The 14760-nt window shown below is 72.0% G+C and carries 14 protein-coding genes; 5 read left to right on the top strand and 9 right to left on the bottom strand.

What is annotated here, in order from left to right:
• Positions 1 to 81: 81 nt before the first annotated feature.
• Positions 82 to 480: a phage holin family protein gene (locus tag BIV01_RS15105; protein WP_070417157.1), complete on the bottom strand. Its 399-nt coding sequence runs from the start codon at positions 478 to 480 to the stop codon at positions 82 to 84.
• A 50-nt stretch (positions 481 to 530) separates the two neighbouring features.
• Between BIV01_RS15105 and BIV01_RS15110 the strand changes: the two genes are divergently transcribed.
• The 4 genes from BIV01_RS15110 (at position 531) to BIV01_RS15125 (ending at position 5447) form a co-directional block, all read left to right on the top strand.
• On the top strand, positions 531 to 1610 hold the full coding sequence (locus BIV01_RS15110; RefSeq protein WP_071303388.1) for a histidinol-phosphate transaminase: 1080 nt from the start codon (positions 531 to 533) through the stop codon (positions 1608 to 1610).
• Positions 1611 to 1633: 23 nt separating this feature from the next.
• Positions 1634 to 2770: a thiamine pyrophosphate-dependent dehydrogenase E1 component subunit alpha gene (locus BIV01_RS15115; RefSeq protein WP_071295537.1), complete on the top strand. Its 1137-nt coding sequence runs from the start codon at positions 1634 to 1636 to the stop codon at positions 2768 to 2770.
• A gap of 86 nt (positions 2771 to 2856) precedes the next feature.
• The gene (locus BIV01_RS15120; RefSeq protein WP_070419276.1) at positions 2857 to 3816 is read left to right on the top strand and encodes an alpha-ketoacid dehydrogenase subunit beta; all 960 of its coding nucleotides are present in this window, start codon (positions 2857 to 2859) and stop codon (positions 3814 to 3816) included.
• A 41-nt stretch (positions 3817 to 3857) separates the two neighbouring features.
• A complete protein-coding gene (locus BIV01_RS15125) occupies positions 3858 to 5447 on the top strand; it encodes a dihydrolipoamide acetyltransferase family protein (protein WP_071303389.1) in 1590 nt (529 codons plus the stop codon).
• Here the strand turns inward: BIV01_RS15125 and BIV01_RS15130 are convergent.
• Together BIV01_RS15130 and BIV01_RS15135 are read right to left on the bottom strand one after the other, a co-directional pair.
• Entirely contained in the window at positions 5444 to 6280 is an 837-nt protein-coding gene (locus tag BIV01_RS15130; RefSeq protein WP_071303390.1) for a hypothetical protein, read from the bottom strand. The genes BIV01_RS15125 and BIV01_RS15130 overlap by 4 nt on opposite strands.
• Positions 6277 to 7335, bottom strand: a complete 1059-nt coding sequence (locus BIV01_RS15135; RefSeq protein ID WP_139199438.1) for a type IV toxin-antitoxin system AbiEi family antitoxin — start codon at positions 7333 to 7335, stop codon at positions 6277 to 6279. Before BIV01_RS15135 ends, BIV01_RS15130 begins: the two co-directional genes overlap by 4 nt.
• Positions 7336 to 7448: 113 nt before the next feature.
• Between BIV01_RS15135 and BIV01_RS15140 the strand changes: the two genes are divergently transcribed.
• Positions 7449 to 8024, top strand: coding sequence for a GNAT family N-acetyltransferase (locus BIV01_RS15140; protein WP_071295533.1), 576 nt, complete (start codon positions 7449 to 7451; stop codon positions 8022 to 8024).
• A gap of 15 nt (positions 8025 to 8039) precedes the next feature.
• Here the strand turns inward: BIV01_RS15140 and BIV01_RS15145 are convergent, their stop codons facing one another.
• The 6 genes from BIV01_RS15145 to BIV01_RS15165 all read right to left on the bottom strand — a co-directional run bounded on the left by BIV01_RS15145 (position 8040) and on the right by BIV01_RS15165 (position 14681).
• A complete protein-coding gene (locus tag BIV01_RS15145) occupies positions 8040 to 8678 on the bottom strand; it encodes an ABC transporter ATP-binding protein (RefSeq protein ID WP_083403337.1) in 639 nt (212 codons plus the stop codon).
• The gene (locus tag BIV01_RS15150; RefSeq protein WP_071303392.1) at positions 8678 to 10702 is read right to left on the bottom strand and encodes a hypothetical protein; all 2025 of its coding nucleotides are present in this window, start codon (positions 10700 to 10702) and stop codon (positions 8678 to 8680) included. Before BIV01_RS15150 ends, BIV01_RS15145 begins: the two co-directional genes overlap by 1 nt.
• Before the next feature lie 25 nt (positions 10703 to 10727).
• Positions 10728 to 11120 (bottom strand): lactococcin 972 family bacteriocin, encoded by a 393-nt coding sequence (locus tag BIV01_RS15155; RefSeq protein WP_175475790.1) that lies wholly within the window; start codon positions 11118 to 11120, stop codon positions 10728 to 10730.
• Between the two features lie 80 nt (positions 11121 to 11200).
• Positions 11201 to 11368, bottom strand: coding sequence for a hypothetical protein (locus BIV01_RS19955; RefSeq protein ID WP_175473749.1), 168 nt, complete (start codon positions 11366 to 11368; stop codon positions 11201 to 11203).
• A complete protein-coding gene (locus BIV01_RS15160; protein WP_139199439.1) occupies positions 11365 to 12645 on the bottom strand; it encodes an alpha/beta hydrolase in 1281 nt (426 codons plus the stop codon). Before BIV01_RS15160 ends, BIV01_RS19955 begins: the two co-directional genes overlap by 4 nt.
• On the bottom strand, positions 12642 to 14681 hold the full coding sequence (locus tag BIV01_RS15165) for a bifunctional lysylphosphatidylglycerol flippase/synthetase MprF (RefSeq protein WP_139199440.1): 2040 nt from the start codon (positions 14679 to 14681) through the stop codon (positions 12642 to 12644). Before BIV01_RS15165 ends, BIV01_RS15160 begins: the two co-directional genes overlap by 4 nt.
• Between the last annotated feature and the right edge of the window lie 79 nt (positions 14682 to 14760).

A 14760-nucleotide genomic window follows, 5' to 3' on the forward strand; every position in this document is an offset into this window, starting at 1 on the left:
TGCTGCTGTCGGGAGGCGCGGTGCCGGTCCGGTCGTCGGCCCGCCCCGACGGGGTGCTCGCCGACGGGTCGTCGGCCAGCGTCACGCGCGCGGGCGGTTCAGCACCGGCCGCACGAACAGCCCGATCAGCCACGCGAACACCGCGAGCACGAAGGCGCCGACGATGCCCCAGCCGAACGAGTCGACCTGCAGCCCGAAGCCGAAGGCGTCCGAGATCCCGGCGACGATGAGCAGCAGGATCGCGTTCACGACGAAGGAGATGAGCCCGAGCGTGAGGATGTAGATCGGGAAGGCCACGATCCGGATGAGCGTGCCGATGACCGCGTTCACGAGGCCGAACACGAACGCCACGAGCAGGTAGGTGAGCACGGTGGCCGTGGTGCCGCCGTCGCCGAAGGGCGTGACGGAGACGCCGCTGACGATCAGCGTGGTGAGCCAGAGGGCGACGGCGTTGACGACGAGGCGGACGAGGAATCGCATGCGTCCATGATGCCCTCCGGTACCCGCGGACGGGCCGGTAGCCTGATCCCGTGACTGACGAGCGCGTGCACATCCGGCCCGAGATCGCCGTTCTCCCCGCCTACAAGCAGGGGCGCCAGGCCGCGGCCGACGCCTTCAAGCTGTCGAGCAACGAGAACCCGTTCCCGCCGCTGCCCGGCGTCGTCGAGGCCGTGCAGGCGCAGACCGCGTTCAACCGCTACCCCGACGCCACCGCCCTCGCCGTCCGAGCCGTGCTCGCGAACCGCTTCGGCACCACCGTCGACGAGGTCCACGTCGCCCCCGGCAGCGTCGCGATCCTCCACGAACTCGCCAAAGCCACCTCCGGCCCCGGCGACGAGATCGTCTACGCATGGCGTTCCTTCGAGGCCTACCCGGGCGTCGTCACGGTCGCCGGCGCCACGAGCGTGCAGGTGCCGAACCGCCCCGACGGCGGTCACGACCTCGACGCGATGGCCGCCGCCGTCACCGAGCGCACCCGCCTCGTGATCGTCTGCACGCCGAACAACCCGACCGGTCCGATCGTGACCGGCGCGGAGTTCGAGGCGTTCATGGCGCAGGTGCCCGCCACCGTGCTCGTGGTCCTCGACGAGGCCTACGCCGAGTTCGTCACCGAGCCGACCGCCGTCCGTGGCGCCCCGCTGCTCGAGCGGTACCCGAACCTCGTCGTGCTCCGCACCTTCTCGAAGGCGTACGGGCTGGCCGGACTCCGTGTCGGGTACGCCCTCGGCCCGGCGTACGTGCTCGATGCCGTACGCGCCTGCGCCATCCCGCTCTCGGTCACGGCGCAGGGCCAGGCGGCGGCGCTCGCGAGCCTCGAGCGCGAGTCCGACCTACTCGAGCGCGTGTCCGAGATCGCTGTCCTGCGGGACCGCGTCGTCACGTCGCTCCGCGAGCAGGGCTGGGACGTCCCCGACGCCCAGGGCAACTTCGTGTGGCTGCCGACCGGCGAGCTGACGGCGCACGCGACGGAGCGCTTCGAGCAGGCCGGCATCATCGTCCGGGCCTTCGGGAACGAGGGCATCCGCATCTCGATCGGGGAGCACGAGGCTGTGGGAACGCTCCTCGAAACAGCACGGTCGCTTGTGGGGGACCTCCAGGCAGCCGAGTAGTCGCTGCCGCTACGCTGGCCCGCATGTCATTCCGCGCCGCGGCCCCCGCGACGACCACCGTCCGGCTCCTCGACCCCGAGGGCCGGTTCGTGGAGACCGACGAGAACGCCGAGTTCGCCGCCGCCGCGCGGGCGATCCCGGACGAGACCCTGCTGGCGATGCACCGTCGCATGGTCCTCACCCGTCGGTTCGACCACGCCGGTCACAACCTCCAGCGAACCGGCCAGCTCGGCCTCTGGGTGCCGAGCCACGGGCAGGAAGCCGCACAGACCGGCTCCGCCTTCGCCCTCCGTGCGCAGGACCACGTCTTCCCGTCCTACCGCGAGCACGCGGTCACGATGCACCGCGGCGTCGAGCCGATGGAGATCATCGCGATGTACCGCGGCCAGACGCACGGCGGGTGGGACCCGGACGAGCGCGGCAACACCCACATCTCCACCCTGGTGATCGGCTCGCAGACCCTGCACGCCACCGGGTACGCACTCGGGCAGAAGCTCGACGGCGACGTCGGCACGGGTGACCCCGACCGCGACGCGTGCTCGATCGTCTACTTCGGCGACGGCGCGACGAGCCAGGGCGACGTGAACGAGGCGTACGTGTTCTCGGCCTCGACGAAGGCCCCCGTCGTCTTCTTCCTGCAGAACAACCACTGGGCGATCTCGGTACCGGTGTCGGTCCAGTCGCCGACCCCGCTCGTCGACCGTCCGCGCGGCTTCGGGATCCCGAGCGTCCTCATCGACGGCAACGACATCCTCGCCTCCTACACGGCCTCGGTCGTCGCCACCGACCACGCCCGCAGCGGCCAGGGCCCGGCGTTCATCGAGGCCGACACGTACCGCATCGGCGCGCACACCAGCTCCGACGACCCGAGCCGCTACCGCGCCGAGGGCGAGCTCGAGGACTGGGTCCGCCGCGACCCGATCGTCCGGTCCGAGGCGTACCTGCGCTCCAAGGGCGCGACCGACGAGCAGTTCGCCGCGTTCGACGAAGAGGGCGAGGACATCGCCGCCGACGTCCGCCGCCGCACCGTGGCCCTGACGCCGCCGTCCGTCGACGTCATGTTCGACAACGTCTACCGCGAGCCGCACCCGCTGATCGCCGAGCAGAAGGCCTGGCTCGAACAGTACGAGGCCGGCTTCGAAGGGGGCGCCCACGCATGAGCACCACCGAGCAGCTCTTCGACTACACCCTGCGCTCCCACCCGGGCGCCGGCGAAGTCCCGAGCGACCCCACCCCGACCCTGACGATGGCCAAGGCGCTCAACGCCGGGCTCGCCGCCGCGATGCAGGCGGACGACAAGGTCCTGCTGATGGGCGAGGACATCGGCGCACTCGGCGGTGTGTTCCGCATCACCGAGGGCCTGCAGGAGAAGTTCGGCCCCGAGCGCGTGCGGGACACCCCGCTCGCCGAGGCCGGCATCATCGGCACCGCGATCGGCCTGGCCCTGCGCGGCTACCGCCCGGTCGTCGAGATCCAGTTCGACGGCTTCGTCTGGCCGGGCTTCGACCAGATCACCTCGCAGCTCGCGAAGATGGCGAACCGGCTGCCGGCGCACATGTCGCTGCCCGTCGTCATCCGCATCCCCTACGGCGGCCACATCGGCGCCGTGGAGCACCACCAGGAGTCGCCCGAGGCGTACTTCGCGCACACCCCGGGTCTCCGCGTGGTCAGCCCGAGCACGCCGAACGACGCCTACTGGATGATCCAGGAAGCAGTGGCCTCGAAGGACCCGGTCGTCTTCCTCGAGCCGAAGTCGCGCTACTGGCCGAAGGGCCAGGTGGACCTCGTCGACGGGCACGTCCCGATGCACACGACGCGCGTCGCCCGCACCGGCACCGAGGTCACCCTCGTCGGCCACGGCGCGATGGTCGCCACGCTCATGCAGGCGGCGGAGATCGCCGAGGGCGAGGGCACGAGCTGCGAGGTCATCGACCTCCGCTCGATCTCGCCGATCGACTGGGAGCCGCTCCTGGCGTCGGTCCGGAAGACCGGTCGTCTCGTCATCGCGCAAGAGGCCTCCGGCTTCGTCAGCGTCGGCAGCGAGATCGCCGCGACCGTCGCCGAGAAGGCGTTCTACACGATGCAGGCCCCGCCGCTCCGGGTCTCCGGGTTCGACGTCCCGTTCCCGGTGTCGAAGCTGGAGCACCTGCACCTGCCGGACGCCGACCGCGTCCTCGAGGCCGTCGACCGCGCCCTCGCCTACTGACCTCCCTGTCCGAGCTCGACCAGAACGCCGAAGGAGCCGTAGTGGCCGTCGCCGAATTCCCCCTGCCCGACGTGGGTGAAGGCCTCACCGAGGCCGAGATCGTGCAGTGGCGCGTCGCGATCGGTGACGAGATCACCGTCGACCAGGTCCTCGTCGAGATCGAGACGGCGAAGTCCCTCGTCGAGCTCCCGTCGCCGTTCTCCGGCACCGTCACCGGCCTGCTCGTCTCCGAGGGCGACACCGTCGAGGTCGGCAAGCCGATCATCCGCGTGGAGTCCGACGCGCAGGTCGCGTCCGGTGCGCCGGTCGCCGGCCCAGGAGGCGCGGCACACGTCGACCAGAGCGTCCCGACCTCGCCGGACGTCACCGCCACCCCGCCGGCACCGGCCGCTCCCGCCGCCCCGGTCACGCAGATCCCCGCCGCACCCGCTCCGGTCAGCGCGCCGACCCCGCCGCGGGCCGCGGCGCCGGCCGCCGCGCCCGCGCAGCCCGCAGCCGCGCCCGCCCAGCCGGTCGCCGTCGACGCCTCCGTCGTCGGCACGGACGAGTCCTCCGGCGCCGTCCTCGTCGGCTACGGCTCCGCGACCTCGTCGCCGTCCCGCCGGAAGCCGGGCGCCCGCCGGGCCGCAGCGCTCGCGGCCGAGGCGAGCCGCGCCTCCAGTGCCGACGCCGCTGCAGCGGCCGAAGCCGCCACCGACCCCGGTGAGGAGACCACCGCCGAGGCGATCTCCGCCCTCGGGTCCGGCTCCGCGCGCAAGCACGGTGTGGCGACCAACGTCCTCGCGAAGCCCCCGATCCGGAAGCTCGCGAAGGACCTCGGCGTCGAGCTGAGCGAGATCGTCGCGACCGGCCTCGCGGGCGAGGTCACCCGCGACGACGTCATCCGGCACGCGAAGCAGGCGAGCGTCTTCCGCAACATCGAGACCCCCGAGTGGGGCGACGTCCGCAGCGAGACGATCCCGGTCAAGGGCGTCCGCAAGGCCATCGCGACCGCGATGACCACGTCGGCGTTCACCGCACCGCACGTCTCGCTGTTCGTCGACGTCGACGCCACCCGCACGATGGAGTTCGTCAAGCGGCTGAAGTCCTCGCCGACGTTCGCGGGCGTGAAGGTGTCGCCGCTGCTCCTCGTGGCGAAGGCCGTGATCTGGGCGGTCCGCCGCAACCGTTCGGTGAACTCCACCTGGACCGACCGCGAGATCATCGTCCACCACTTCGTGAACCTCGGCATCGCGGCGGCCACCCCGCGCGGCCTCATCGTGCCGAACATCAAGGACGCGCAGGACATGTCCCTGCTCGAGCTCGCCCAGGCCCTCGAGCAGCTCACCCTGACCGCCCGCGACGGCAAGACCACGCCGGCGCAGATGGCGAACGGCACGGTGTCGATCACGAACATCGGCGTGTTCGGCATGGACACCGGCACCCCGATCCTCAACCCGGGCGAGGTCGCGATCGTGGCGATGGGCACGATCAAGCCGAAGCCGTGGGTCGTCGACGGCGAGGTCCGGTCGCGCATGGTGACGACGATCGGCGCCTCGTTCGACCACCGGGTCGTCGACGGCGACGTGGCGTCGCGCTTCGTGCACGATGTGGCCTCGGTGCTCGAGGAGCCGGCGCTGCTGCTCGACTAGCCGTCACGCTCCTCGGCAGCGCGCAACAGGCCCGCTCGGAACATCCGCACGGCCAGGACCGCGTCGAGCGCGAGCGCGTCGTGGTCGCGTTGGTCGCCCGCGGCGATCGAAGCGCTCGCGAACGCGACCGCACCGATGCTGGCCGCTGTCTCGAACGAGGCGCATGCTCCCACCACGGCGCCGAACCGATCGCGGTCGACACCAGCGTCGAGCACCGCCGTGACGGCGTTCACAGCGCGATCGGCGTCCATCCTCGCTGTGTTCACCAGCACCCACGCGAAGTCGTACAGGTCCTTCTCCGCGCCCCGCCAGTACGCGGCGGCACCTTTCGCCGACAGGTAGCCCCCGATGTCGGTCATCCGTACCGGGTGACCGTGCACGACGGCATCGTGCGCGTCTCGGAGTGCGGGTCCGGGTCCGGGTCCGCGGAGGTTCTTCGCGCCGAGGACGGATGCACCCGGCAGGGCGATCTCACGGTCGAGGTTGTCGGCGACGTCGGCGAGGAACTCCACGAGCACGGGGTGACCGCGGACCTCGGCAACCCATCGCCACCCGACGTTCGGTGACGCGGGGACGAAGCCAGCAGCGACGAGCGCACGCTCCAGCCAGCCGTAGTCGTGCTCGTCTCGGTCGTACTCCAACCCGAGGTCGAGCAGGAGATCGACGTCGTTGGTTCCCTGGTGCGGATCCGTGGTCTCGACGAGGTACTCGGGAACGAGCCCGCCGATGAGGACCAGTTCGGTCGATCTGGGACCGGCTGCCCGGAGGAGTGCGGCGAGTGCCTCCTCAGCGAGCGCCCGCGCGGCGTGGTCTCGCGACGCGTCGGCGCTCACGGCAGGTTCCCCAGCGCGGAGTCGCGGATGATGTCCGCGGCTTCCCGCTCCCGCTCCGACCCGGTCAGCAGATCGGCGTAGATGCGGGCCGGGGAGGCGATCCGGACGTCCGCAGCGACCCGCGTCGTGTTCGCGATCGCGCGCGGCGCCACCGCGATCCGGACCTGCCCCGTCGGAGCAGGCAGCATGCCCGCCCGTTCGCCGAGGTCGCGGATGTGGTCGTCGTCCGCATCGACCACGTACGCGCTCACGCTCCTCGCTCCGGTGAGGAACGGACGGAGACGCTCGCTGCCCGAAGCGCCGGTGAAGACGAGGTCCGTCCCGAACGTCGTGAGCAAAGCCCGCTCGACCCTCGCGGGGTCGCGGTCGAGGGTGTGGAAGGAGATCCAGTTCCGTGGCTGTCGGCGACTCCACTCCGACCAGGAGTCGAGCATGCCCGACCCGTCGACGAGCGCACGACTCCTCGGTTCCGGTCCGGGTCCGGTCCATCCGTTCTGGTCGAAACCGCTCAGGGCGTTCGAGACCGAACCGAGCGATCGGTCTGAGAGCGTCGCGAGACTCTCCACCTCGGGGACCCGTGTCCGTCCGTCGCCCCACCGACTGCCGTCTGCCACGATCGCGAACAACGCCTCCGCGACGTCCGCCCGCGCAGCTGACCAGCGGAACCCGACCTCCTCGGCGACGAGCCCGGGGGCGGGAGCGCGCTCCACCCAGACGGTCCCGATGTGCAGGGACGCCGACCCGTCGAGTGCGACCCAGGACGCACCGACGGCGTCGATGACCCGTCGTGATCCTTCGGAGACGGACTGCGCGAAGACGACCTCGTGATGTGCGTCGACCCCTGCGTCTGCCGACGGGGACAGCGGCTCGTTCTCGAACGCCCGGGCGACGTCCCGTGGGAACCCTGCTCCGGCCCAGCGCAGCACGAGGGCCACCTCGGAGCCGTCGGGGAGCACCGCCACCGGAGCGACACCGTCACGCGAGATGATGTCGATCGACCCTGGAGGCAGTGCGCGCCGAAGCGCCTGCACGAGGGTCTTTTCAGTGATCGGCATGTTTTCACTGTACAGTGAAATAGACGTCTTGGCTGAAAATCCCTGCTTGCGGACTCCCGCATTCGTCGCGTGGTGTTCAGACGGATGTCGGTGGGCGGCGGGATGATCGAGGCATGGTCCACCAGCTCCTGATGCCCTCGCAGGAGATCCGAACGGATCGCCTCCTGCTCACCCCGCTGTCGCCGGCGGACATCGACGACGTGCACGCGGTCTTCTCCGACGCCCGGACGTGGACCCACCTCCCCGCGGGACGGCACGCGGTGCGGGCCTCGACGGTCGACCTCGTCCAGCGCAAGATCGGCGGTCGGGCACGACACGGGCTCGGTTCGTGGGCCGTCCGCGCCGCGGCCGACCACGCGTTCGTCGGCGTCGGCGGCGTGGACATGACCGCGGCCGGGGTGTGGAACCTCGGCTACCGGTTGGCACCGGCGGCGTGGGGCAACGGCTACGCGACGGAGATCGCGCTCGCTGCGGTGGCTGCCGCGGCGGACGTCGCTCCCGACGTCGCGGTCACCGGGCGGGTGCTGACGAACAACCCAGCCTCGGCGGCCGTGCTCGACCGCGCGGGGCTGCAGCTGGTGTGGCAGGGCTCGACGTCGTCGACGCTGCCGGACGGTGTCGAGCGGCAGGTCTGGGCGGACCGGGCGCTGTCGCGGACGCAGCGGGCCTGGCTCGTCGCGAACGCCTGACCCGCACCGGCCCCGTCACCGGTCGGGGCCGAACAGCGAGAGCGTCGTCGTCGCTCGTGCCTCCACCTCGGCCGCATGCGTCGCGATGACCACCGCGGCGCCCGAAGCCGCGAACTCGTCGAGCAGGTCGAGCACCATCGACGCGTTCGTCCCGTCGAGCGCACTCGTCGGTTCGTCGGCCAGGATCACGTCCGGCTGCTTGACCAGCAGGCGTGCAAGGGCCACGCGCTGCTGTTCGCCGCCGCTGAGTTCGTGCGCACGATCCGTCGCCCGCCCAGCGAGTCCGACCCGTTCCAACGCCGCTGCGGTCCGGACCGGTGTGCCACGGTGCTCGCGGGCCGGCACCCGTGCGATGTCGATGTTGGCCTGGACGGTCATGTCGGGTACCAGCCCGAAGTCCTGGAAGAGGTACCCCAGATGTCGTCGGCGGACGAGCCGTGCGCTCCGACCACCACCGCCGACCGTGACGCCGTCGATCCGGATCGATCCGGCATCGAACGTGTCGATGTGGCCGATGCAGTCGAGGAGCGTCGACTTGCCGGAGCCGCTCGGTCCCACCAGGGCCACGATCTCACCACGACCGACGTCGAACGTCAGATCCTGCCAGAGCACACGTCGCCCGCGGCGCTTGCTGGCACTGCGTACTTCGATCATCAGGATCCGTTCCCTCGTGTTCGTGCAACGGTCTTCGCTGTCGTCGCGATCGCCGTGGCGCTGACCGTGCCGACCAGCACGAGCATCCCGGCCGCGAAGGCGACGGCGACCCCCGCAGTCTGCGCGACCGGGTCGAGTGCGGATCGCATACCGGCCCCGTCCGGGTGGAGGTCCCACCAGGTGTTGATCGCGGCCACGGTGGCGACAGTGACGAGCACGACCTCGATCACCAAGAGGCTGGCGTTCGCCCGCAAGAAGGACGTTCCTGCCGCGATCCTCGCGAAGTGCGCGCGGCCGTACCGCCGTCGGTGTGCGGCCGCACCGAGTCCGGCGAGCACCGCACTGACGATGACGGCGCTCACCACGCCGGCGACCCCGATCCCGACCGTGCGCGCTGCCTGCCGAGCTGCTTCCGCGGCCACCTGGCCCACGTCGACGACAGCACTGAACTCGCGGCCGACGTCAGACGTCCGGATCGCGCGCTCCGCAGCCGAGCGCGACCCGAACACGACATCCCCGCTCGACAACCACGAGCCGAGTTGGTCTGCGGAGAAGGCTGCAGCGGGATCCGGTACGACGACCAGGACCGCGTCGTCGAGCCACGTGCGCGACGTGGAATCGCCGGGGTAGGAGTACACCTCTTGTGCTGCGAGCCGGCCGACGGTGATGTGTGCGCGCGTGGCAGCGGGAGCGTCCCGGAGTTCCCACCCGGAGAGCGCCTGCACGAGTCGGCCGGCACCGATGGTGCTGTGCGCGGGGAGCCAGACGGAGACGCCCGGGGCATCAGCGGCGAGACGCGTGCCGTCCTCCGCGCGCACGTCCTGTCGGTCCAGGTAGCCAGCGTCGACGAACAGCGCGGGTGCGGTCGCCCCGCCCTGTCCGGTGGACACCTCGACCGGCGCCGCGAGCAGTGCGTCCCCGCGGTCGAGCGCCCGACCTGCGAACGCCCCGATCCGGTCCCAGTAGGGCTGCGTGTCCACCGGGCGTGGGTCTGGAGTGACCCAGAGTTGCACCGTCTCTCCTGCTGCTCGGAGGTCGCGTTCGGCGCTGCCCGATCGGACGACCGCGACGGCGCCGACGAGGTCGAATGATGCAGCGACCAGGACGAGGAGCGCCGGGAGCCGTGCGGCATGCACGACGACCAGGAGCGCCCCGGCGGGCCGGGCACCCCGGAGCGCATCGACCATCGGCACCCGACAGGCTCCGATCGTGCCGAGCGCGTGGGCGACCGCGACCGGAGCGAGGAGTGCTCCGCAGAGGATGACGAACGCCGTACCGAACGTCGTCACGTCCGCCAGCCCGTTGTGCATCCAGAGCCAGATCGCCGCGCAGGGGGCAGCGATCACGATGGCGAGCACGGACGTCCGGGCTTCCGCGAGCTCTGAGCGCACGATCGACGCCGTGCTGCGACCGTGCAACCTCCGGACTGCGCTCCGACGGAGAGACCCGCTGGTCCCCATCACGCACAGCGTCGAGCACCCGAGCGTCAGGGTGACGATGAGTCCGGCTGTCCGATCGACACCGTCGACGACCCCGACCCGCTGGAGCAGGGGGACCCGTTCGGACGTCACCGCGTAGCCGACCTCGGTGAGCGCTTGCACGGCCGCTCGTCGAGCTCGGTCGTCGCCGAAGACGTCGTAGGTCCCGGTCGGGTCGAACTGGTCGAGGTCCTGCATCGGCCGCACGTGCGTGGTCATCGACCTCGAGAAGTCCGCGTAGCCGTCCTGGAGCCACCGTTCACCGCGACTCGCCGGAGCATCGGTGACGAGCGCCACGCGTCGTGTGGTGGGTGCCGCCCGGTCTGCCACGACGCGGACGATGGTCGCGTCCGCAACGCGTGCCACGCGGTCGAGTGCCGCAGCGACACGCTGGTTCGAGCCGGTCTCGGGACCGGCGGTGGCGGTGACCGTCGACGACGCGCCGATGAGTCCTGCTTCGCCGACCTGCGTCACCCCGATGAACGCCAGGACCAGAGCGAGGACCGGCGGGACGACGTAGGCGAGCGTCACCGATCGGATCGTCATGCCGCACCTCCCGGGAACGGCACGATCAGCAGTTGTGGTAGTACGCCTTGTTCCCGCTGCTCGCCTTCGGCGTCTTCGCCATCGCGTACTTGCCGCCCGGGACGTTCGACACTCGTTTGGACTTCTTCCCGACAGCCGTCGCGCCGTGGCACCGCTTCTCGCGGAAGTAGTTCGACCACGTGTCGTCCTTGCCGACACCCCACTGCCAGAAGCTCCCGCCCCCGCCGTCGTTCCGGGTGCCGACACCCGTGGTCGCTCCGGTCGAACCGTCTCCGGAGTCGGCGATGCTCACCCCGCCGGCCACGGGCCCCGATCCCATGACCTCGAACGGCGTGGCCGACGCCGTCGAGGCGGTCCCGGTGACCAGGCCGATCGACAGCCCGAGGCCGACGAGGATCGTCGTCTTCGTGTTCTGCATCATTCCCCTTGTCTCTGCCCCTCCATGGAGCAGGCCACATCGTGACAGCGACCGAACGGCAATGTCAAACACGCAACATGTCAATATTCGCGACGACGATCACCCGAGCCGTCGTCCCCGGTCGCGAGTGCAGCAGCACCCACGCAGAGCAGCAGGAGCACGGCGGCGACCGGCGCCACGGCGACCGGCCCCACCGTCAGCAACAGCACCGCCACGAGGGCGACCACCGCCAGCACGACGGGCCTCACCCGAGGGCCCCGAACAGGGTGTCGGCCTCGTGCGGCAGCTCCGTGCGCAGCGACCACTGCACGGTGTTCCAGTCGTGCCCGCTCCCCGGCGCGAACGCGACCACGGTGTCCGCGCCCGCCGTCCGGGCCGCACTGCCGAGTGCCCGGGCGTTCCGACTGAACTGGTGGTCGGCGGACCCGGCCGTGAGCCAGAGCGCGTGACCACCGAGCCCGTTCGCCCGCATCTGCGCGATCGGGGCGGCGGCCTTCCACCGGGCCACCGACCCACCGAACGCCTGGTCGGCGCTGTGCCGCGGGTTCTGGTCGATCGGCTGCAGTTCGCTGGAGATCGCCAGCGCGGCGCCGAACGACCCCGGGTGGGCGGTGACGAACTGCATCGCGCAGGTCGCCCCCTGCGAGAACCCGACGAGGCCCCAGGCGTGCCGGTCCGGCGTCGCGGGGAGGTGTGCTGCGATCCAGGCGGGCACGTCCTCGGTGACGTAGGTCGCGGACTTCCCGAGCGTCGAGTCGACGCACATCGGGTTCCGACCGGGAGCCGACAGCTGGTCGACGGACACGACGATCGGTGCCGATCCGTGGTGCGCGGCCGCGTAGGCGTCGAGCACGGTCCCCATCTGCCCGGCGGTGAACAGGTCGCTCGGCGCACCGGGCTGCCCGGCGAACGCGAGGACGACCGGCAGGCGTGCCGGGTCCCGGACGAGCGCGGCCGGCGGCAGGTAGACGACGGCGGGGCGGGCCGGGAAGCCGGAGCGGGTCCCGGGGATGTCCACCGTCCGGACCTCGCCGTGCGCCGGGAGCGCCGCTGCCGGAGCCGCGTGCAGGTCGAGCGCCGGGTACGGGTCGCTCTGCACCACGGTGCCGAGGGTCGGGTACTTGGCGAACTCGACGTTCACCCCGAGTGCGGGGACGAGCAGCGCCGCCGGGACGAGCACGGCGGCGAGCACCCGGCGTCCGCGACCGCCCTGCACGATGCCGGTGACCGCCAGGGCGAGTGCGGCGGTGGCGATCGCGACCCACATCCGCGTGACCGGACTCAGGGCGACGCCGAACAGGTTCAGGACGTCGCTCAGGACCCAGCAGACGAGGAGCACGGCGACGGCGGCCCCGACGGCGACCACGGCGCGCAGCCGGACGGCACGCCAGGCGGACCCGGACCGGGTGTGCCGGAGACCGGGAATCAGCACCGCGACGGCGAGCACCGCGAACGCGATGTCCACCGGGACGAGCTTCGACGGCGCCTGCAGCTGGGTGGCGAGCAGCCACTCGGTCGGACTCACGAGCGCGCCGCACCCGCGGCACGGGCCTCGGCCACCGCTCGGGCGTCCGCCGCCGCACGGTGCGCCTGCCGGAGCGCCCACAGGTGCTTCGGGCGCAGGCCCGGCACGTACGCCGACGCCAGGGCCCGGGCGACCCGCGGCACGTGCAACGGCGTCGGGACGACCAACCAGAGGGGCTCGTGCCGCGCGCCGAACTTCTCCTTGAAGCGCTGCAGCGACCGGAACCCGTACACCGGCTCGAGCACGCGGGCGAGGAGCACCGACCCACGGACGACCAGCGACCGGGCCCCGGCGTGGGCGGCCAGCGGCGTGCCGGAGAGGCTGATCGTGGTGAGGCCGGCCTCGCGGGCACGGAGCGCCGTCCGGGCGATGAGGAACTCCATCACCCCGGGCATCCCGTCGTCACCGCGGCGCATGACGTCGAGCGTGTAGCCGGTCAGCGCTCCCCGCTCGTGGACGGGCAGCCAGCTCGTGACCGCGGTGACGTGCCCGTCGGCGTCGACGGCGAGCATGAGCCGGACGTCCGGGTCGTCGAGCTCGCGGAACCCGCCGAGCGTGAAGCCCATCTCCGGCAGGCGCCGATCGGCGGCCCACCGCGTGCAGATCGCCTCGACCTCGGCACGACGGGCGGCGTCGAGCGCGTCCAGGGTGGTCCACTCGTCGCGGACGCCCTCGCGGTCGGCCCGGTTCGACGCGGTCCGGAGGTCCTGCCGCTTCTTGCCGCGCAGGTCGAACGTCGTCACGTCGAGCACGCACTCGACGCCCACCGGCAGCGCGGTCCACCCCTCCGCGCCGAGGATCGCGCGGACCGGCTCGTGGACGCTCGTGAACGCGGGCACCCAGCCGTTGCGCTCGCAGAACGCGGTGAAGCCGGCGAGGACCTCGGCGCGGTCGGCGGTGGCGCACGCCGGGTCCGAGACGGCGAGGGCGACCTCGCCGCGCACCCGGTAGGCCACGGCGCCGCGTCCGTCCGGGTGGGTCCAGGTCGCGTTCCCGCGCCAGGTCCCCATGTGCCCGAGGGTCCCGGCGTCGCCGTCGCGGAGCATCTCGACGAGGTCGTCACGCCGGGCACCGGCGGCCCGGAACCGCGCCCGGACGAGCCGCGGTCGGAGGAGGAGCACGGCGAGCAGCACGGCGGCTGGGACGACCCACGCGCCGAGCAGGGTGACCTGCCACTCGATCGCGTCGAGCCCGAGCCCCTGCCACTGCACCGCGTCGTCCTTGACCGGCTCGATGAGGAACACGTCGGCGAGCACGACCGTGAGCGTCAGGAGCACGCCGATCGCCAGCGCGATGCCCGTTCGGCGACCGCGGTGCACGAGCCAGGCGGCCAGGAGCAGCAGCACCCCGACGACGACCACGGAACGGTCCGGCATCGCGTCGGCGAACGGCGAGAGCACGCCGTCCGGGTCCGGCACGATCGGGGTCACCAGGGTGCCGGCACCGAGCGCGATGAGGGCGCTCACCACGACCGTCCGTGCGGTGACGCGGGTGGTGCGGCTCTGGGGCCTGGAGGCGCGGCGCACGATCCACGCGCCGGCTGCGGTCCCGAGCAGGGTCGCCAGGGCGCGGGCCAGGTCCGATCCGTGGCCCGCGAAGAGCACGAGGGTCAGCACCACGGTCCAGAGCGCGGCGCGCGTCCGCCAGCGGCGCTGCGCGGGCATCGCCGCGGACGCGGCCCCGAGCAACGCGGCGGCGACGACGGAGGGGGCGAAGAGCGGCTGTCCGACGGCGAACTCGGCGTGTGCCTCGCCCAGCGCCGAACCGATCGTGACGGTGAGGAGGGTCGCGAGGACCCCGAGCAGCGGCGCGCCGACCCCGATCACGAGGGTCCGGAGCGATCCGAGGGAGCGCTCGGCGAGGACGGTCGTCAGGACCACCGCCACGAGGGCGAGGCACGCGACGGGCGGGTGGTGCGGGAAGTCCGGCTCGGAGTGCGCCATCCGTGCGGTCACGACGAGCGCGACCGCGACCACCGCCACGGCGACGGAGACGGGGGATCGACGGAGTCGTCCGAGGAGCGCTGCTGGTGCCACGGTCCCATCCCAGCCGATCGCCCCCGCCGGGGCATCGCTCCACGGCGTGAACCGCGATGGCCGATCGGCCAGGACGGGC

This window comes from Curtobacterium sp. MCBA15_013, from assembly GCF_001865095.1.
Lineage (GTDB): Bacteria > Actinomycetota > Actinomycetes > Actinomycetales > Microbacteriaceae > Curtobacterium.

Excerpts from the sequence above, each read along its gene's own strand:
- BIV01_RS15105 (WP_070417157.1), bottom strand. The coding sequence starts at position 480 with ATGCGATTCCTCGTCCGCCTCGTCGTCAACGCCGTCGCCCTCTGGCTC.
- BIV01_RS15115 (WP_071295537.1), top strand. The coding sequence starts at position 1,634 with ATGTCATTCCGCGCCGCGGCCCCCGCGACGACCACCGTCCGGCTCCTC.
- BIV01_RS15120 (WP_070419276.1), top strand. The coding sequence starts at position 2,857 with ATGGCCAAGGCGCTCAACGCCGGGCTCGCCGCCGCGATGCAGGCGGAC.
- BIV01_RS15135 (WP_139199438.1), bottom strand. The coding sequence starts at position 7,335 with ATGCCGATCACTGAAAAGACCCTCGTGCAGGCGCTTCGGCGCGCACTG.
- BIV01_RS15140 (WP_071295533.1), top strand. The coding sequence starts at position 7,449 with ATGGTCCACCAGCTCCTGATGCCCTCGCAGGAGATCCGAACGGATCGC.
- BIV01_RS15145 (WP_083403337.1), bottom strand. The coding sequence starts at position 8,678 with ATGATCGAAGTACGCAGTGCCAGCAAGCGCCGCGGGCGACGTGTGCTC.
- BIV01_RS15150 (WP_071303392.1), bottom strand. The coding sequence starts at position 10,702 with ATGACGATCCGATCGGTGACGCTCGCCTACGTCGTCCCGCCGGTCCTC.
- BIV01_RS15155 (WP_175475790.1), bottom strand. The coding sequence starts at position 11,120 with ATGCAGAACACGAAGACGACGATCCTCGTCGGCCTCGGGCTGTCGATC.